Consider the following 19,653-nt stretch of genomic DNA (forward strand, 5'->3'; position numbering starts at 1 on the left):
GACTAACTTCCGAGACGATATTATGATTATTGGCCTTGCAAATAATGCCTATCCAGAAAAAAGATGTATCACCTGCAACGACGGTAATACTTTTATTAATCTTAAGAAGAATAATTTTTATACATATTTGAATTTTGTCCAGGCGAAGATGGGGATAACTCAACCGAACTTCATTTTTCGCCCCATTTTCTCACTAAAAAAACATCGTCTGGATCTATTCCATTTCTTCAATCATATTCCCATTACTGATATGATGTGGGCCGTGACATTTGAAACGGCCGTACCGCGTATCCGTGAAAATATTACGCTTCATCGGGTTCGTGATGGTGAAAATCTGATGTTGCCGAATGCAAAAACACGAAAAATGCTTTCACTGGCAGCCAGAGACAATTGTATTGCATTGATTGCCATCTCAGAGTGCGCGAAAAAAATTCAGATGGCACTCCTTTCCTGTTACCCCGACCTTGAACAGCAGATAGCCAGCAAGGTGCGTGTCGTGCATCCTCCACAAACACTTTTTACTGAAGTGAAACATCGCCACGACAGCAAAATAAACTTTATGTTTATTGGTAAAGATTTCTATCGCAAAGGGGGAGCTGAAGTGCTTTTAGCCTTCAGTGAACTTTATCAGGATGGCATAATTAATGCTGAACAAGTCTCACTGAATATCATCGGAGATACTCAGCAAAAGCAGAATTATTTGCATGGTCGTTTCCCTGATGATGAGGCGTTTTATCAAAAGTTAGACGAAATTCAAAGAACACTCCCTTTTTTGCAAGCATATCAGTCACTACCGAACCAACAGGTTATCGAGATGATGCAGCGTACTGACATTGGTCTCTTGCCCTCCTGGGGTGATACCTATGGTTATTCAGTATTGGAAATGCAGGCCTGTGGATGTCCGGTTGTGACTACCAATGTCAGAGCGATGCCTGAGATTAATGGTGATGACGCTGGCTGGCTGATTGATCTCAAGCTCAACCGCTTTGGTGAGTTATTGATCGATACCGCTGAAGATAAACGACGTACTCGTGATAAAATTGTCTCATCGTTGAAGAAAATAATAGTTGACGTGGTTAATAACCCACAGCTTATCCCTGTTCGGGCAAATAAATCAATTGAACGCATAAAGCTACAACACGATCCTGAAAGATATAAACAAACTCTGGACAACATCTACCAACAATAAGACTTTTCCCTTTGTCGAATTTGTACGTATTGTGCAATAATGTGCAAAGAAAATTATTAAATTAATTTGAAATGAATTTATCTTCGGAGAGCAGTTATGAAATTGTATTTTTATAAGTCCAGGCTGGGTAATTTCGGTGACGATATTAATAAATGGCTTTGGAATGATTTATTGCCTGGTTTTTTCGATGATAATGAAGATGTTCGTTTCTCTGCAATAGGTACAATTATTAGTCCTGAAATGCCTAAAGCAAAAAAATGGATCGTGTTTGGCAGCGGCATTGGCTATGGTTTTCCTCCGGCAGGGTTTGGTGACGCCAGTTGGGATATTAAATGTGTTCGTGGTCCATTAAGCGCAAACGTGCTAGGCCTGCAAAAACACCAATATATTACTGACGGCGCGGCTTTTTTACATAGCCATCCGGAATTCACCCCACTGCCCGAAAGTGAACGCTCAGGCGTCATTTTTATTCCTCATCATAAAGCGCTGGCTCATGGACAGTGGGAAAACGTCTGTAAAATGGCCGGGGTAACGTATATCGATCCACGTACGGAGGCGAAAGAAGTCATTAACAAAATTCGCCACGCTAAGCTGGTTCTTGCCGACGCTATGCATGCGGCCATCATCGCCGATGCCATGCGTGTACCATGGGTTCCGATGGTGACTTCCACTGAAATCAGCACGTTTAAGTGGCTGGATTGGGCACAAACAATTGACACGCCTTATATGCCGACAGTGCTGGGCGGGGAATACGCCACCAACGCTTTACGTAAAAGTGGTGTTATGTACCACGGCAGCAATCAGAGCGTGAAGGGGAGAGATGTTGAATATGCCATCAATGATTTTAAATACCGTATCCAGTTGAAAAGCTCAACTGGGTTGCAGCGGCATATCGATAAGATTCGCTATATCTCTTTACGCTTGCCAGAAAAAGTGGTGAGGAGTAAAGAAGATAAAATAAACAGCAGCTGGGATGCTGCCATGGTCGAACAGGTGGCAAAAAAGTTAGAAGTGGCAAAAAATCGTCAAGGTTTTCTCAGTGACGATGCCATTTTCGCAAACAATTTGTCTCGCCTGCATGAACAATTGCAGATTGTGAAAAACACTGTTTGGTAAAGCTCCTTGCCCGGCAGGCTGTCTGGAACGCTCTGTTTCAGTAGGTTTAAAAGTTTGATACCCGAAGTGATGATGTAACTCTATGTTTTAATAGGGGGTCTTGCTCGAAGATAAGGCAGAGATAAATCCTATAATCTCCCTGTCGACCACAAGAAATATTCCATTTACGGTATTAGCTATTAAACTACAGCTGGTCAATGGACGGATACCCATGAGATTGTCCTCTGTAGGGAAGTTTGACTGCGGAATCTCTATTTTTAACATCAGTGATGGAAATACTATGACTAAATTGAAAGCAGTTATCCCCGTTGCAGGTCTGGGTATGCACATGCTACCTGCTACTAAAGCCATTCCTAAAGAGATGTTGCCGATTGTCGATAAACCGATGATTCAGTACATCATTGATGAGTGCGTTGCCGCAGGGATTAAGGAAATTGTTCTGGTCACCCACGCATCTAAGAATGCGGTTGAGAACCATTTTGATACGTCTTATGAGCTTGAAGCGCTGCTGGAAGCTCGCGTTAAGCGTTCGCTGCTGAGTGAAGTTAAGTCTATCTGTCCTCCGGGCGTGACGATTATGAACGTACGCCAGCCGCAGCCGCTTGGCCTGGCAAACTCGATTCTGTGCGCTCGTCCAATGCTGCATGATGAAGCGTTTGTGGTGGTTCTGCCGGATGTATTGCTGGATGACTCAACGGCTGACCCGCTACGTTATAATCTGGCCGCGATGGTCGCGCGTTTCGAAGAAACCCAGCGCAGCCAGGTGCTGGTCCATCACATGCCTGAGGCCGATCTCTCCGAATACTCGGTAATTAAAACTCAGGAGACGATGGATAACCCAGGTCAGGTCAGCCAGATCGTCGAGTTCGTCGAGAAACCTGAAAATCCACAGACTTTAAGTTCCGATCTGGCTGCGGTAGGGCGTTACGTTCTGTCTGCGGATATCTGGACCGAGCTGGAAACCCTTGAACCGGGTGCCTGGGGCCGTTACCAGCTGACCGATGCTATCGCCAATCTGGCGAAAAAACAGCCGGTTGAAGCGCATCAGCTTTCAGGCGCCAGTTTTGACTGCGGTCGCAAACTGGGTTATATGAAAGCCTTCGTTTCCTGGGGTCTTAGAAACAACGCGCAGGGACGTGAGTTCCGCGAAGAGATCAAAAAGATTCTGGCAAAATAAACCGCAACCCTAACGTAGCCGCGTCGCGCGTGGTTACAAGGAGTTTATATGGCTATTTTAGTAACGGGCGGAGCTGGCTATATCGGTTCTCACACGGTGCTGACGCTGCTTGAGCGTGGCGACGACGTAGTGGTACTGGATAACCTGAGTAATGCATCGCGCGAATCCATCAGCAGGGTAGAAAAGCTGACTGGGAAGACGGCCACCTTCTGTGAAGGGGATATTCTGGACCGTGCCTGCCTGCGCGACTTGTTTGCGCAGCATAACATCTCCTCGGTCATTCATTTTGCTGGCCTGAAAGCGGTGGGGGAATCTACCCGTATGCCGCTTGAGTATTACCAGAACAATGTGACCGGCACGCTCGTGCTGCTGGAAGAGATGCGGGCCGCTGGCGTAAATCAGTTTATCTTCAGCTCCTCGGCGACGGTTTACGGTGCTGATGCGCCGGTTCCCTATGTGGAAACTACGCCAATCGGCGGCACGACCAGTCCTTACGGCACCTCGAAGCTGATGGTTGAATTTATCCTGCGTGACTATGCGAAAGCTAACCCGCAGTTCAAAACCATCGCGCTGCGCTACTTTAATCCGGTAGGCGCGCACGAGTCCGGCCAGATTGGTGAGGACCCGAACGGCATCCCTAATAATCTGCTGCCTTATATCGCGCAAGTGGCGATTGGCCGTCTGGAGAAGCTGGGCATCTTTGGCGGCGACTATCCCACCAAAGACGGCACCGGCGAGCGCGATTATATCCATGTGATGGATCTGGCCGAAGGACATCTTAAGGCGCTGGATCATATTGCTTCGGTGGAAGGCTATAAAGCCTATAACCTCGGTGCTGGGGTAGGGTATTCCGTGCTGGAGATGGTTAAGGCGTTTGAGAAGGCGGCCGGACGCGAAATTCCCTATCAGATCTCTCCTCGTCGCGCTGGCGATCTGCCCGCGTTCTGGGCCGATGCTTCACTGGCTGATAAAGAGCTGGACTGGCGCGTATCTCGCGGTGTCGATCAGATGATGCGCGATACCTGGAACTGGCAAAGTAAGAATCCAAACGGTTATAATTAAGAGTATTCTGGCCCGCTTCGCCTCCGCATAGGCGGGCCTGCATTTCTTTATCCCTCCTCGCCGTCACCACACTTCACACTACCTCCTCTATTGCTCAGATTTTTATCATCTCTTTCCACAGTCAAACAGCATATAAAAAGATATTTCCTGCTCATTATGGTCAAAAATAAAACAACCCACCCTCGCATCCCACTTTAAAGATTAAAGTTTGTAACCAACTTGTTATGCAATTATTATGTGGAAATATCACTCTCAATCTATGTAAATCAAGGTATTAGCCTCAGTAGCTAAGATAATTCCTAAAGCCATAGGTCAATATTTTGAAATCTTTAGCGTAGAGGGTGTTTTTACGCTCGGGCACAGGTAAAATTAATCCTAAAGTTACAGAACAATTTTCCCTGCTAAAGGGAGGGAATGTGGACTGAGTGGCAGCTTGAATTTAGTTTGTACAGTAGATTGGTAGCTGCAAGCCAGGGGCGGTAGCGTGCCTGCTATTTATTTTTAAGTACGATAATTGAGCAATGACTGAGCGTTTGTTGCGAAATACTTTCCGTTAGAGGTTGTCGAATGTTACTTCCAGTAATTATGGCCGGTGGAACCGGCAGTCGCCTGTGGCCGCTATCGCGTGAACTGTACCCTAAACAGTTTATTTGCCTGCACGGACAGCATTCAATGCTACAGGAAACGGTGATGCGTCTTTCTGGTGTGGAAGCGCAATCGCCGGTGGTGATCTGCAATGAAGAACATCGTTTCCTGGTGGCCGAGCAACTCCGACAAATTAAAAAGTTATCGCACAACATTATCCTTGAACCGGTAGGCCGCAATACGGCGCCAGCTATTGCACTCGCCGCGCTCAATGCCATTGAACATGATGAAGACCCGATTCTGCTTGTGCTTGCAGCGGACCATATCATTGATGACAAAAAAACATTTCATGCGGCAATAGAACGAGCCATTGCCTTCGCTGAAGAAGGTAGCCTTGTTACCTTTGGCATCGTGCCTGCCGGCCCTGAAACAGGTTATGGTTATATCCACCGTGGCGAAAGCGTTTCCGGCCAGCAGGCATCGCCCTATAAGGTCCAGCGTTTTGTTGAGAAGCCCGATTTGAAAACGGCAGAAGGCTATATCAACTCCGGCGAATACTACTGGAATAGCGGCATGTTTATGTTCCGTGCCAAACGCTATCTCCAGGAACTGGAGAAATTCAGACCGGATATTCTGGAAGCGTGCAAGCGCGCGATGGCTAATGTGAAGGCGGGCGGCGACTTCATCAGTATCGATAAAGCAGACTTTAATCTCTGCCCGGATGAATCTGTTGACTATGCGGTAATGGAAAAAACCGCTGATGCCATCGTTGTGCCGTTGGATGCAGGTTGGAGCGACGTAGGATCGTGGTCGGCGCTGTGGGAAGTCAATGAAAAAGACGACAGCGGCAACTCTCTCAAAGGTGATACCTTCGTTCATAATTCAAAGAATTGTTATATCAACACGGATGACCAGCTGGTTGCGGCGATTGGCGTTGAAGATCTGGTTATTGTGAATACCAAAGATGCCGTTCTGGTAGCCAAAAGAGATCAGGTCCAGGACGTTAAGCGCGTGGTCGAATTCCTCAAAGCGGAATGCCGTACTGAGTACCGTAAACACCGCGAAACCTACTGGCCGTGGGGCCGTGCCGATCTCGTCGTTCAGGCCGAGCGTTTTAACGTTAATCGCATTACGGTTAAGCCTGGCGAGGCGTTCGATCTGCAAATGCATTACCATCGCACTGAGCACTGGGTGATTCTCTCCGGTACGGCAAAAGTCACTATTTTAGATAAAACGATTCTGCTGACGGAAAACCAGTCGACATTTATTCCTATTGGTTCGGTGCACACGCTTGAAAATCCGGGCAAGATCCCGCTTGAACTGCTTGAAATCCAGTCTGGTTCTTATTTAGGCGATGACGATATTATCGAAATCAAAGAGCAGTTCGGTCGCAGTTAATGGATAAGATGAAGAGAACTATGTCAGCATTAACCTGTTTCAAAGCATATGATATTCGTGGCGAATTAGGCAAAGAGCTTAATGAGGATATTGCCTATCGTATCGGGCGTGCCTATGGGGAATTTCTGACCCCAAAAACCATTGTGGTGGGGGGCGATGTTCGCCTGACCAGCGAAGCGCTCAAGCTGGCGCTGGCTGAAGGATTAATGGATGCCGGTACGGACGTTCTGGATATCGGCATGAGTGGGACGGAGGAAATCTATTTTGCTACTTTCCATCTGGGAATTGATGGTGGAATAGAAGTCACCGCCAGCCACAATCCAATGAACTATAACGGCATGAAGCTGGTAAAAGAAAACGCTCGTCCGATTAGCGGTGATACCGGGCTACGTGATGTCCAGCGGCTCGCTGAAGAAAATAATTTCTCCCCCGTTAATGCTGCAAAGCGCGGTAGCTACAAACAGATTTCGGTACTGGATGCCTACATCGATCACCTGATGGGCTATATCGATCTGAATAATTTCCGTAGCAACATGAAGCTGGTTATCAACTCTGGGAACGGGGCGGCGGGGCATGTAATCGACGAGATTGAGAAACGCTTCAAGTCCGCAGGCGCGCCAGTTGAATTTATCAAAGTTCATCATCAGCCGGATGGCAACTTCCCGAATGGTATCCCCAACCCTTTATTGCCTGAGTGCCGTAAAGATACCGCCGATGCGGTAAAAGCGCATTCCGCAGATATGGGCATCGCATTTGACGGTGATTTTGACCGCTGCTTCCTTTTCGATGAGCACGCTGAATTCATCGAAGGCTACTACATTGTTGGGCTGTTGGCCGAGGCGTTTCTTCACAAAGAGCCAGGCGCAAAAATTATTCACGACCCGCGCCTGACGTGGAACACCGTCGATATTGTCGAGAAAGCGGGCGGTATCCCGGTGATGTCCAAAACGGGCCATGCCTTTATCAAAGAGCGTATGCGCCAGGAAGATGCCGTTTACGGCGGCGAAATGAGCGCCCACCACTATTTCCGCGATTTTGCCTACTGCGACAGCGGTATGATCCCATGGTTACTGACCGCCGAGCTGCTGGCCGTGAAGGGATTGACGCTGGCCGAACTGGTTGGGGAAAGAATGAAGGCCTATCCGTGCAGCGGTGAGATTAACTCTAAGGTTTCAGATACCGATAAAGTTATTTCAGAATTAATATCACTTTATAAAGATTCAGGGATTCTTGATGAAACTGATGGTATTAGTTTCGATTTTGAATACTGGCGGTTTAATATTCGTAACTCCAATACTGAACCCTTGGTGAGGCTGAATGTTGAAAGTAAAGGTGATAAAGCTTTAATGGTCAGAGAAACGGAAAGGTTACTGAGTTTTTTGAGAAGAGAAGGACAATGATTGATTCATTAAAGCAACTTTTACGTTATAGAGGTTTCATTACCAGTAGCGTTCGTCGTGAGTTTCAGAGTCGCTACCAATCCAGTATTCTCGGGCCAGTATGGATGTTTATACAACCAATATCACTGATATTGATATATACGGTAATATTCTCAACCCTGATGAAGGCAAGATTACCCGGTAATAGCGATCATTTTGCGTATAGCATATTCTTATGCTCCGGAATTATAATGTGGAACTTGTTTTCGGAAATATTAAGTAAAAGCGTTACTGTTTTTATCAGAAACGCGAATTTGTTAAAGAAGCTTAGTTTTCCAAAGATTTGTTTGCCCGTAATAGTCTTTTGGGGAAGCATAATAAATTTCGCTATTCTTCTCGGCGTATTTATTCTGGTTCTTGTTTTTTCAGGACATGTGCACTTCATTTCTCTGCTGCTCGTTATTCCATTAGTTCTTCTGTTATCTGTTTTTGCCGTTAGTTTTGGGATGATTACCGGAATAATAAATGTTTTTTTTCGGGATGTTGGACAGTTTATTTTTGTTTTTATGCAATTCTGGTTCTGGTTAACGCCTATAGTTTACCCAATAAATATTCTCCCCAGCTGGGCAAGAGAAATCGTAGAGCTGAATCCTTTAACTGGTATTGTCGTATTCTCACAAAAGATGTTTGTCTACGGTGATGTCAGCGATTACAGAATGCTTCTCCCCAGTCTCATTTCGTCAATTGTTTGTTGCGCATTGTGTATTATTTTGTTCAAAAAAAGAAGCAAAGATATGGTGGATGAACTATGACTACTCAAATTGTTGTCGAAAAATTGGGGAAGGCATATCGACAATATAAAAATAACTACTCAAAATTAAAAACAATTATATTTGCATCGAAAAATCCTGACAATTTTAAGCGTAAATGGGTTATTAAGGATGTTAGTTTTTCAATTGGCCCGGGCGAGGCAGTTGGCATTATCGGCATCAATGGGGCAGGTAAAAGTACTTTATTAAAACTCATTACTGGGACCGTCTCCTCGACCGAGGGGAGCATAAAACTTCAGGGCCGTGTTGCTGCGCTATTAGAATTAGGCATGGGATTTCACCCTGATTTTACCGGTAGGCAAAATATTTATATGGCCGGGCAGTTAATCGGCTTATCAGTTAACGAAATCAATCGCAACATAAAACAAATAATTGAATTTTCTGAGATTGAAGAATATATAGATCAACCTGTAAGGGTATACTCAAGTGGGATGCAGGTCAGACTGGCTTTTAGTGTGGCTACGGCAATAAGACCTGATATTCTAATCATCGATGAAGCTCTCTCTGTAGGCGATGCTTATTTTCAGCATAAAAGCTTCGAGCGGATAAGAAAGTTTAAAGAGTTAGGCACTACCTTGCTGTTAGTGTCGCATGATAAACAGGCGATTCAGAGTATTTGTGACAGGGCTATTTTAATCTCAGGCGGTGCGAAAGTGATGGAAGGCACTCCTGAAGAGGTCCTCGATCATTATAACGCATTAATAGCTGATACCAGTCCTCGCAAAACGCCTCCCGTTAAAGTAGTGGATCCTGTTGTTAGCGAGAATAAAAAAGATAAAAATAAAGTACAATTAACCTCCGGAACTGGCGAAGTAGAGTTAATCAATATCGCTCTGACCGATGATGAAGATCGACAAATTGAAGTGGTTAAAGTAGGCCAGACTGTTGTTCTTAAATTAACTGTGTTAGCTCATGAAGTGCTGAAAGAATTGGTTATCGGTTATGTAATCAAAGATAGATACGGTCGTGAAATATTCGGTACAAATACTCACTATTTTAACAAGACTTTGCTTGATGTTCAGAAAGATGAACAGATAAGTTATGAGTTTAAATTCCCGGCTAATATAGGTGAAGGGAATTATTCTGTTTCTATTGCAGCGCATATGGGAAGCTCCCATGTCGTTAAAAATTTTTTATGGAAAGATGTCGCTATCGTATTTAACGTAATTAATGCTGATTACGAAACATTCATCGGTAGCTCATGGATTCCACCTATAATAGAGTGTTCCAGATAATGCAAGATTTCTACAGAAAATTCGAAGACGCCTATCGTGGTTCGGAACAATTAATCGCACAACGCCTGACTTTTTACACCCCATTTATCCAGAGTTTATTGCTTGAAACGCCAAACCCAGTAGCGCTTGACCTGGGATGTGGGCGCGGTGAGTGGCTAAAGTTTATAAAGACCTTAGGCATAGATGATATGCTTGGTATTGACCTGGACGAGCAAATGCTTGAGGCGGCAAGGAAGCAAAGTTTAAATGTTATTGAAGGAAACGCGCTCACTTTCCTGGCCGACGCACCTGACAATAAATATGACCTTATCACTGCATTTCATTTTGTTGAACATATAGATTTTGCAAGTCTACAGGCGTTGGTTTCTAATTTATTTAGAGTATTAAAACCAAATGGTTTAATCATATTAGAAACGCCCAATGCGGAGAATCTGGTTGTGGGGAGTAATAACTTCCATTTAGATCCTACGCATGACAAACCTATTCCTTCGTTATTGCTCGAATTTTTGATTAAACATCATGGATTCAGGCTGACTACCACTGCAAGGCTACAGCATAATAAAGAATTTGATAACGAGGAAGAGCTTGGGCTTTTCGATGTGATTAATGGTACAAGTAAGGATTATGCGGTCATTGCCAGTAAACGAAACGAACCTCAATCAGGTAAGTTTGCTAATCTATTTACTAATAAATATGGCTATAGCCTGCGTGATATGCTGTTGATGTATGATGAGAAACGCAATGCAGAGAAATTAGATTTAACGCAAAAGATTTCTGCGTTGTCTGCATTGGAAGTTGATACTATCGCGATCCGCAAAGATCTAAGTCTGCTGGAAAGTAATTATAAAAGCCTGGAGGAAAACTTTAAAAGTCAAAACAAAAAATTAAATGAAGAATTGCAGGCTGTTTATAGTAGTTCATCGTGGAAACTTACCGGTTTTTTAAGAAAAGCTAATGCTAAAGTTAAAGTCAGAAATCCAGGCCTGCATAAAATAAAAACGGCTGTTGAACGCATTATTTTCTCTAAAACAACAAGTAAAATATATTATAAGCTTTATGCTATTAATCCTAAAGCGACATTAAAGCTAAGACGTCTTTTGATGCGTTTCGTCGCTTTTGTATCAGTAAAATCATTGCCTCATCAGGCTGCTGGCTCGGCAGCGATGGGAGGATTGAATAATCTGAACTTCACTGAGCTATCTGTCTTTATTAATCAACACGCTAACATCGATTCTAATAAATTCAGTGAATATCTCGATATTCTTCTCGACAGTGAAGCATTAGTTCCTTTCTTTTCTGAATATCCAGATGAGTTGAAAATGTGGATATCGAAACTTCTTAAGATTGCTCAGTTAGGAAATGATGATGTTATAATTAATTCCCTGCCTCATAATAACATCGATCATACAATTGGTTATGCACTTTATATTTCATTGCTTGGCCGTCTTCCGGGAAGTGTCAATGAGGTGGATTATCCTGTGAAACACCTCTGTACGGTAATTTTAAATAGTAATGAATATAAAGAATTCAGTGGCAAAAACTTATCTGGCTGGTTTAAATCATGATATATATTAACGTTACCAGTACCTATACGACTAAGCGACGTACTGGAATACAGCGTGTAGTTATTAATCTGGGTGAGCATCTGTCTAAAGATAAGCGTTTCTGCTTTGTCACATATGATTATAAGCTACATGCGTTTTTAAAGATTATAAATTTCACCTCCTTTTCTGATGCTATCTATGAAGGAGATTGTGAACTATTAATTTTAAAAGCGAGCAAGCTAACGTCTGACGATTCCTTTTTCGATATCGACGCAGCCTGGAGCGACGGCATTGACCGCCATGTTCTCTATTCAAATTTGAAAGAACGTGGCGTTAAAATTATAAATTTACATTATGATAGCGTTCCAATTGTTAATGCCGCATGGTCCCATGCTAATACTGTCATTCGCTATACTAAGTTCTTTCATGCAAAAATCGCTTATAGCGACTTTATTTTTTCTATTTCACAATTTGTTAAAGACGAAATTGATGATTTCTCCCAAAAATTTTTGGGCGTGCCAAAACCTGGCGCCGTTATCCCACTAGGCCCTCTGCCTACGGTTGACGAGTCTGATGTTTCAAATTTCGCTACACTGGAACAGAAATTTGAACATCTATTAAATAAGCCTTTCTTTGTTGCGGTCGGGACACTTGAACCCCGTAAAAATTATGAGCTGCTTCTTAAGATCTATAATGATTCTGGAATTTCTCAGGCTAATCTTGTTATGATTGGTAGGGAAGGATGGAATGTTGATAATTTAATTAGCGATATAAAATCGTCTGAAAAATATAATAAATCAATTTTCTGGCTTTCTGATGTCAACGATGAAGAATTGGCCTTTCTCTACTCAAAATGCTATGCATATATAACCACCTCACATTATGAAGGTTACGGTTTGCCAGCGCTTGAGTCGTTGAGTTTTGGCATTCCGACCATTGTTTCAAACGGTGGAGCATTACCTGAAGTAGTTGGCGACGCGGCAGAGGTCTTTGATCTTGCGAAACCAGAGCAGCTCGCCAACATAATGAAAAGAATCATAGCCGAGCCGGATTACCGTGAGAGTCTTATTCTCAAGGCTAAGGCGTATATCTCTCCATCATGGTCAGATGTTGCCGAAACGATTATTGATAATATTAAGAAAATTGAAGCACATGCCGGTGATTATGACTTTCTTTCAAAAGCTGAACAGATTGTTTATATTTCAATCGATCCGATTAAATTTGGCTTGAGCTTACATTCTGTTGTTGAAAGAATGCGTTTTGTTAATTCAGTGGTCCTTCTCACTAAAAAATCTTTATATGATGATTTTGAACGGATTCTGATTGATAGCGGATTAAAATATAACATTATTACGGATGAGGAACTGTTGTCTGAACAAGAGATTTCTGTGCTTGATCATCAGACAAGGAATACACTGCTCAGACAAAAACTTTATCAACAAGATTTCATCTCAGCTAATTTCATTTCTTCTGATGATGATTACATTGCGATTAAAGATATTGGCAGTGAATTTTATCAAAATGGTGAAAGCCACAATTGTTATTACTATTCAAATAATCTCGAATCATGGCTTGGATCCTATCCTCAAAAAACAAGTTATGACAATGGGTTAATCAAAACAGGCATCCTGTTAAAAAGCTTTGGCTACGATACCAAGGCTTTTTCCTCGCATATGCCGCAAATTATCAATAAAAAACTTGTTAATGAAATTTATAATCTCTATCTTACTGATGCGAGAAATCATGGCGTCGATGAGTGGAGTCTTTATTTCAATATCGCGAAATTTGAGATGCCTGATAATTTCTCTGTGCAGAAATATCAGACATTGAGCTGGCCCGGAAATGCAACTGATTGGGTTAGTGACGTGGCACAGGAAGGTTTTTCATTTCAGAACTATTATGATTCATCAGAACATGGGATTTCTGAAATAGTTGCAGAAAACAGTGATAAAATTATCGCTTACAGGGATGAAATGGAATTTATGAGGAGTCTCGAATTATCTGATTCTTCACATCCTTTATTGCTTGGTATTTCAAGCGACAGGTTGGCTTTCAACAGGACTGAATTTGTTGTCAAAGCGGGTAGACAATCTCTACGCCGTATTTTAGTTATAAAGAAAACTTCCGATACTATTGGGAAAATATACGTAAAGATTTCACCTGCTGATGAAGCCGTTGATGAAAATTATTTAACGATTGTTGATGCGGAACACAGTAACTGGTTCCCGCTGAATCCCCCTAATAATGCCGGGAATTATTTCATTGAGTGTTCATGTGAACATAACGGTGTTAATTTAGTCTCAAAAGCAAAGCTTACTGTAATTCAATAGTTTGATTTGTGCTGATTTTATGATGGAGAATATAATGAAAGCTTTAGTAACTGGTATTACAGGTCAAGATGGCGCTTATCTCGCTCAATTGCTGCTTAACAAAGGATACACCGTTTACGGTACTTACCGTCGTACCAGTTCAGTTAACTTCTGGCGTATTGAAGAGTTAGGCATCAAGAACAACGCGAATCTGCATCTGGTTGAATACGATTTAACCGATCTGTCAGCCAGCATTCGCCTGCTGCAGCAGAGTGGCGCCACTGAAGTGTACAACCTGGCGGCCCAAAGCTTTGTAGGCGTCTCTTTCGAGCAGCCGCTGACGACGGCTGAAATTACCGGTATTGGTCCGGTAAATCTGCTGGAAGCTATCCGTATTGTTAACCCAAAAATCCGTTTCTATCAGGCTTCTACCTCTGAGATGTTCGGAAAAGTGCAGGCTATTCCTCAGAAAGAGGATACGCCATTCTATCCGCGCAGCCCTTATGGCGTCGCCAAACTCTACGCGCACTGGATGACCATTAACTATCGCGAAAGCTACGGCATCTTTGCCTCCAGCGGCATTCTGTTTAACCACGAATCCCCACTGCGCGGTCAGGAGTTCGTAACCCGCAAAATTACGGACACCGTAGCCAAAATTAAGTTGGGCAAGCAGGAGGTTCTTGAGTTAGGCAATATGGATGCGAAACGCGACTGGGGCTTCGCGAAAGAGTACGTGGAAGGTATGTGGCTGATGCTGCAGGCTGAGAAGCCTGATACTTTCGTGCTGGCAACCAACCGTACTGAAACCGTGCGTGACTTCGTTTCTATGGCATTTAAAGCGGCAGGCTTTGAGCTGCGCTTTGAAGGGAAAGATGATAAAGAAGTGGGTATTGATGTTGCTACCGGTAAGACGCTGGTGCGCGTCAATCCTAAGTTCTATCGCCCAGCTGAAGTTGAGTTGCTGATCGGTAACCCGCAGCTGGCAAAAGATGTGCTGGGCTGGGAACCTAAAACTACGCTGGAACAGTTGTGCCAGATGATGGTAGAAGAAGATCTGCGTCGCAATAAACAAGGATTCTCCTTCTGATGATCAATAATGGCAAACGTGCTTTGATCACCGGGATCAAAGGATTTACGGGCCATTATATGGCAGCGGAATTATCCGCTGCCGGATATGAAATCCATGGTCTGGGCACACAGCCCGATAGCAGTGCAAGCCATTATCATGCCGTAGACCTGACAAATTATCAGCAGGTCGCCGATGCGGTGATGGCTATCCAGCCCGATGTCGTGGTCCATCTTGCCGCTATCGCTTTTGTTGGCCATGCTGACGCAAACGCCTTTTACCAGGTGAATGTCGGCGGTACGCGGAATCTTCTTCAGGCGCTAACTCAGCTACCGACTAAACCTGAGTCCGTGCTGGTAGCGAGTAGCGCCAATGTTTATGGCAACACCACCGCTGGGAAATTAACCGAGCTGACGCCGTTTAATCCAGCTAATGACTATGCCGTCAGTAAGGTTGCAATGGAGTACCTGGTTGCTCTTTATGCTGACAAACTGCCCATTAATATTGTCAGACCTTTCAATTACACCGGTTGTGGTCAGGCAGATAACTTCCTTATTCCTAAAATCGTTAAGCATTTCAGGGAGAGAAAGGACGTTATCGAACTGGGTAATATTGATGTCTGGCGTGATTTTTCGGACGTACGCTTTATTGTTTCTTGCTATGCTCAGATCCTCAAGTTGCCAACTGGCGGTATGACGCTAAATGTGGCGTCAGGTAAAATGGCTTCATTAAGGGACGTCATCGATCTGTGCGAGAAGATCACTGGCCATAAGATTAGGATTGAAGTCAATCCGGCATTTGTCAGAGAAAATGAAATTAAAGAGCTTTGCGGTGATACTGAGAAGCTCGCTTCGCTGATCCCGTCGTTCTCGCCCGTACCTCTTGAAACCACTTTACGCTGGATGCTGGAAAATTAATGCTCAAGGTCATTCTCTCTACGGATTGTATTAAGTATCCCCTTACGGGTATCGGTCGTTATGCTTATGAACTGGCTCAGCAACTTCAGGATCATAATGACATCGCCGACTTGATATTTTTGAATGGCCTGAGCGTTAACCGTGAGCTACCCGTCGCCGGTGAGTCAGGAAAAACGTCGGAAGGGCTGAAGCGTCGGCTGCAAAAAAGTAAGTTAGTTAGCGATATCTACCGCCTGACTTATCCCTGGCTAAAAAGCCGCGCGATAAAAAAATATCAGGACTACGTATTCCATAGTCCAAATTATTATATTCCTCCCAACACGCCGCACGCCGTTGCTACCTTTCACGATCTTTCTGTCTTTCACTGGCCTGAGTTTCACCCAAAAGGGCGAGTGCACCTTATGCAGAAAGAGCTGGCACAGACGATAAAGCGAGCCAAAATATTGCTGACGGACTCAGACTATACGCGTCTTGAGCTGGCGGAGTATTTTGATTTTGAACCCAACAGAATTATTACGGCTCCGCTGGCCAGCAGCGGTCAATTTTTCCCGCACGACAAGGCTGAAACGCACCGGGCTTTGGATAAATTTGGGCTTAGCCATAAAAAATATCTTCTGTACACCGGGACTATAGAACCGCGGAAAAATGTTCTGACCTTGCTACAGGCATATGAAAACTTACCTGCTGAAGATAAATTGACTTATCCGCTGGTTATCAGTGGCTATAAAGGATGGGAAAATGAGGCACTGCTCTCACTGTTTGATAAAGGTCAGCGGGAAGGGTGGCTAAAATATCTCGGCTTCACCTCATCTAAAGATTTACCCTGTCTTTTTTCTGGTGCAAAAGCATTTATATTTCCGTCGATTTATGAAGGTTTTGGCTTACCTGTACTGGAGGCGATGGCTTCCGGCACGCCGGTAATTTGTTCAAATACGACGTCGCTGCCTGAAGTGGCGGGTGAAGCAGCGCTGATGGCCGCGCCAGGAGATGTCGACACCTTCACTCAGTCTATTCAGCGGATTATTCATGACCCCTCCGTTGAAGAAAGCATGATTGAGCGAGGTCTCCTTCAGGCCAGAAAATTTTCGTGGCAACACTGCGCAGAAAAAACCCTGGAAGCGTATAAAAAGGCTGTTGGATAAAATGATAAAAGTTCTGCACTGTTATAAGACCTACTACCCAGATTCCTTCGGGGGGATAGAACAGGTAATTTATCAACTTTCTGAAGGCGGCGTGGCCGCTGACATTCGGTCGACAGTATTTACGCTGAGCCCTAATCCTACGGATAAGATTGAAAAATTAGACCACCACTATGCCTACCGCACGAAATGCCAGTTTGATATTGCATCAACGCCATTTTCCTGGTCTGCGGTTAAGCAGTTTAAAAAACTGGCAGAAGATGCCGATATTGTCCATTACCATTTCCCCTATCCGTTTATGGATATGCTGCATTTCCTTGCCGGGATCAATAAGCCCACGGTATTAAGCTATCATTCTGATATCGTGAAGCAAAAGTTTTTATTAAAGCTTTACTCGCCTTTAATGCACCGTTTTCTTGGCAGCGTAGATAAGATTGTTGCCGCGTCGCCTAATTATGTTCAAAGCAGCCCTATTCTTCAGCGACATCAAAACAAGGTTGCGGTGATCCCTTATGGATTAGATAAGAAATTTTATGAAAACGTAAGCCAGTCAACGATAGGTAAATGGCAAGAGAAGTTCCCTGACGGGTTCTTTTTGTTTATAGGTGCGTTCAGATATTACAAAGGACTGCATATTCTGATTGAAGCCGCCCGCGACTCTGCATATCCGATTGTCATCGTTGGTTCGGGGCCGATTGAAAAAGAGTTGAAGCAGCAGGCGGCCTCGCTTGGCGTTAATAATATTCATTTTCTTGGTGCGCTGGCTAATGAGGATAAATCAGCCTTGCTGGCATTGTCCACCTGCCTGGTTTTCCCCTCCCATCTGCGTTCTGAGGCATTTGGCATTTCACTGCTTGAGGGCGCCTTATATTCTAAGCCGCTTATTTCAAGTGAAATTGGTACAGGGACAACCTATATCAATATTGAGGGAGAAACCGGGGTCGTTATTCCTCCTTCAGATGCTAAAGCTCTGCGTAAAGCCATGGACTTTATCTGGGATAATCCGCGCGTTGCCCAACAATACGGCGAAGCGGCCCGGGCGCGTTTTGACTCTCTTTTTACTGCTGAAGCAATGGTTGAGCAATATGCTTCTTTATACCGCTCGTTATTACAGGGTAGTTAATAAAATCAGACAATTTCGCCATTAACTATCGCACCAATCACTACCTTTAATCAGCTATCCTGAGTTAACATGTTTGCCACTATTGACGCACGGCGCACCTGACATGCGCCGTGAGTGACCTTCAGACAGGAGTATGTAATGTCCAAGCAACAGATCGGCGTTGTAGGTATGGCAGTAATGGGCCGCAACCTGGCTCTCAACATCGAGAGCCGCGGTTATACCGTGTCCATCTTTAACCGTTCACGCGAGAAGACTGATGAGGTCATCGCTGAGAACGCAGGCAAAAAGCTGGCTCCTTACTACACCATCGAAGAGTTTGTTGATTCCCTTGAGAAACCCCGTCGTATCCTGCTGATGGTTCAGGCTGGCGAAGCGACCGATAAAACTATCGCTTCCCTGACGCCGCACCTGGATAAAGGCGACATCCTGATTGACGGTGGCAACACTTTCTATAAAGACACCATTCGTCGTAACCGCGAGCTGTCTGACCAGGGCTTCAACTTTATCGGCACCGGCGTGTCCGGTGGTGAAGAGGGCGCGCTGAAAGGTCCATCCATCATGCCTGGCGGCCAGAAAGAAGCTTATGAACTGGTTGCGCCAATTCTGGATAAGATTGCCGCACGCGCGGAAGGCGAAGCCTGCGTGGCCTATATGGGGCCAGATGGCGCCGGTCACTATGTAAAAATGGTGCACAACGGTATCGAATATGGCGATATGCAGCTGATTGCTGAAGCCTATTCGCTGCTGAAAAACGCCCTGAACCTGAGCAACGACGAGCTGGCGAAAACCTTCAGCGAGTGGAACGAAGGTGAACTGAGCAGCTACCTGATCGATATCACCAAAGACATCTTCACCAAGAAAGACGAAGACGGTAACTATCTGGTTGATGTGATTCTGGATGAAGCGGCTAACAAAGGTACCGGTAAGTGGACCAGCCAGAGCTCGCTGGATCTCGGCGAACCCCTGTCGCTGATCACCGAGTCTGTCTTTGCACGTTATCTGTCCTCGCTGAAAACTCAGCGCGTTGCGGCTTCTAAAGTACTGAGCGGCCCGGCGGTTAAAACCATCACTGGTGATAAAGCCGAGTTCGTTGAGAAAGTTCGCCGTGCTCTGTACCTGGGCAAAATCGTTTCCTACGCTCAGGGCTTCTCCCAGCTGAAAGCGGCTTCTGACGAGAACAAGTGGGACCTGCACTACGGCGAGATTGCTAAAATCTTCCGCGCTGGTTGCATCATCCGCGCCCAGTTCCTGCAGAAAATTACCGATGCCTATGCCGACAATGCCAGCATCGCTAACCTGCTGCTGGCTCCGTACTTCAAAACCATCGCTGATGAATACCAGCAGGCACTTCGCGACGTTGTGGCTTATGCCGTGCAGAACGGTATCCCGACGCCTACCTTCTCCGCTGCGATCGCTTACTACGACAGCTACCGCTCTGCGGTACTGCCAGCGAACCTGATTCAGGCTCAGCGTGACTACTTCGGTGCGCACACTTACAAGCGTACCGATAAAGAGGGTGTGTTCCACACCGAATGGCTGGATTAATTTCAAGCCTGTTATAATGAAAGGCTTCCTTCGGGAAGC

At 44.7% G+C, this 19,653-nt stretch carries 15 protein-coding genes; all 15 read left to right on the forward strand.

The genetic code is table 11. The features are described from left to right. Nucleotides 1-22 precede the first annotated feature (22 nt). The 15 genes from NG99_RS01465 to gndA all read left to right on the forward strand — a co-directional run bounded on the left by NG99_RS01465 (nucleotide 23) and on the right by gndA (nucleotide 19,614). The gene (locus tag NG99_RS01465) at nucleotides 23-1,189 is read left to right on the forward strand and encodes a glycosyltransferase family 4 protein (RefSeq protein ID WP_034887644.1); all 1,167 of its coding nucleotides are present in this window, start codon (nucleotides 23-25) and stop codon (nucleotides 1,187-1,189) included. Between the two features lie 96 nt (nucleotides 1,190-1,285). Beyond that, nucleotides 1,286-2,305, forward strand: coding sequence for a polysaccharide pyruvyl transferase family protein (locus NG99_RS01470; protein ID WP_034887646.1), 1,020 nt, complete (start codon nucleotides 1,286-1,288; stop codon nucleotides 2,303-2,305). Nucleotides 2,306-2,585: 280 nt separating this feature from the next. Beyond that, entirely contained in the window at nucleotides 2,586-3,482 is an 897-nt protein-coding gene (gene galF, locus NG99_RS01475) for a UTP--glucose-1-phosphate uridylyltransferase GalF (RefSeq protein WP_034887648.1), read from the forward strand. Nucleotides 3,483-3,530: 48 nt separating this feature from the next. Further along, the gene (gene galE, locus NG99_RS01480; protein WP_034887650.1) at nucleotides 3,531-4,544 is read left to right on the forward strand and encodes a UDP-glucose 4-epimerase GalE; all 1,014 of its coding nucleotides are present in this window, start codon (nucleotides 3,531-3,533) and stop codon (nucleotides 4,542-4,544) included. 567 nt (nucleotides 4,545-5,111) lie between these two features. Continuing rightward, nucleotides 5,112-6,527 carry a mannose-1-phosphate guanylyltransferase/mannose-6-phosphate isomerase gene (locus tag NG99_RS01485; protein ID WP_034887652.1) on the forward strand — a complete coding sequence of 472 codons (1,416 nt, stop codon included), beginning with the start codon at nucleotides 5,112-5,114 and terminating at the stop codon, nucleotides 6,525-6,527. Between the two features lie 20 nt (nucleotides 6,528-6,547). Continuing rightward, a complete protein-coding gene (cpsG, locus tag NG99_RS01490) occupies nucleotides 6,548-7,927 on the forward strand; it encodes a phosphomannomutase CpsG (RefSeq protein WP_034887654.1) in 1,380 nt (459 codons plus the stop codon). Next, on the forward strand, nucleotides 7,924-8,718 hold the full coding sequence (locus NG99_RS01495; protein ID WP_034887657.1) for an ABC transporter permease: 795 nt from the start codon (nucleotides 7,924-7,926) through the stop codon (nucleotides 8,716-8,718). The genes cpsG and NG99_RS01495 overlap by 4 nt, the downstream gene beginning before the upstream one ends. Continuing rightward, on the forward strand, nucleotides 8,715-9,971 hold the full coding sequence (locus tag NG99_RS01500; protein WP_034887660.1) for an ABC transporter ATP-binding protein: 1,257 nt from the start codon (nucleotides 8,715-8,717) through the stop codon (nucleotides 9,969-9,971). Before NG99_RS01495 ends, NG99_RS01500 begins: the two co-directional genes overlap by 4 nt. Continuing rightward, entirely contained in the window at nucleotides 9,971-11,536 is a 1,566-nt protein-coding gene (locus NG99_RS27415; protein WP_052130507.1) for a class I SAM-dependent methyltransferase, read from the forward strand. Before NG99_RS01500 ends, NG99_RS27415 begins: the two co-directional genes overlap by 1 nt. Next, a complete protein-coding gene (locus tag NG99_RS01510) occupies nucleotides 11,533-13,845 on the forward strand; it encodes a glycosyltransferase family 4 protein (protein WP_034887661.1) in 2,313 nt (770 codons plus the stop codon). Before NG99_RS27415 ends, NG99_RS01510 begins: the two co-directional genes overlap by 4 nt. Nucleotides 13,846-13,879: 34 nt before the next feature. Next, nucleotides 13,880-14,911, forward strand: coding sequence for a GDP-mannose 4,6-dehydratase (gene gmd, locus NG99_RS01515; RefSeq protein ID WP_408606378.1), 1,032 nt, complete (start codon nucleotides 13,880-13,882; stop codon nucleotides 14,909-14,911). After that, entirely contained in the window at nucleotides 14,911-15,807 is an 897-nt protein-coding gene (locus NG99_RS01520) for a GDP-mannose 4,6-dehydratase (RefSeq protein WP_034887662.1), read from the forward strand. The genes gmd and NG99_RS01520 overlap by 1 nt, the downstream gene beginning before the upstream one ends. Beyond that, on the forward strand, nucleotides 15,807-16,949 hold the full coding sequence (locus tag NG99_RS01525; RefSeq protein WP_034887664.1) for a glycosyltransferase family 4 protein: 1,143 nt from the start codon (nucleotides 15,807-15,809) through the stop codon (nucleotides 16,947-16,949). The genes NG99_RS01520 and NG99_RS01525 overlap by 1 nt, the downstream gene beginning before the upstream one ends. A gap of 1 nt (nucleotide 16,950) precedes the next feature. Beyond that, nucleotides 16,951-18,069 carry a glycosyltransferase family 4 protein gene (locus NG99_RS01530; RefSeq protein WP_034887666.1) on the forward strand — a complete coding sequence of 373 codons (1,119 nt, stop codon included), beginning with the start codon at nucleotides 16,951-16,953 and terminating at the stop codon, nucleotides 18,067-18,069. Between the two features lie 138 nt (nucleotides 18,070-18,207). Then, nucleotides 18,208-19,614, forward strand: coding sequence for an NADP-dependent phosphogluconate dehydrogenase (gene gndA / locus NG99_RS01535; protein ID WP_034887667.1), 1,407 nt, complete (start codon nucleotides 18,208-18,210; stop codon nucleotides 19,612-19,614). Nucleotides 19,615-19,653 lie beyond the last annotated feature (39 nt).

Source organism: Erwinia typographi (genome assembly GCF_000773975.1).
Lineage (GTDB): Bacteria > Pseudomonadota > Gammaproteobacteria > Enterobacterales > Enterobacteriaceae > Erwinia > Erwinia typographi.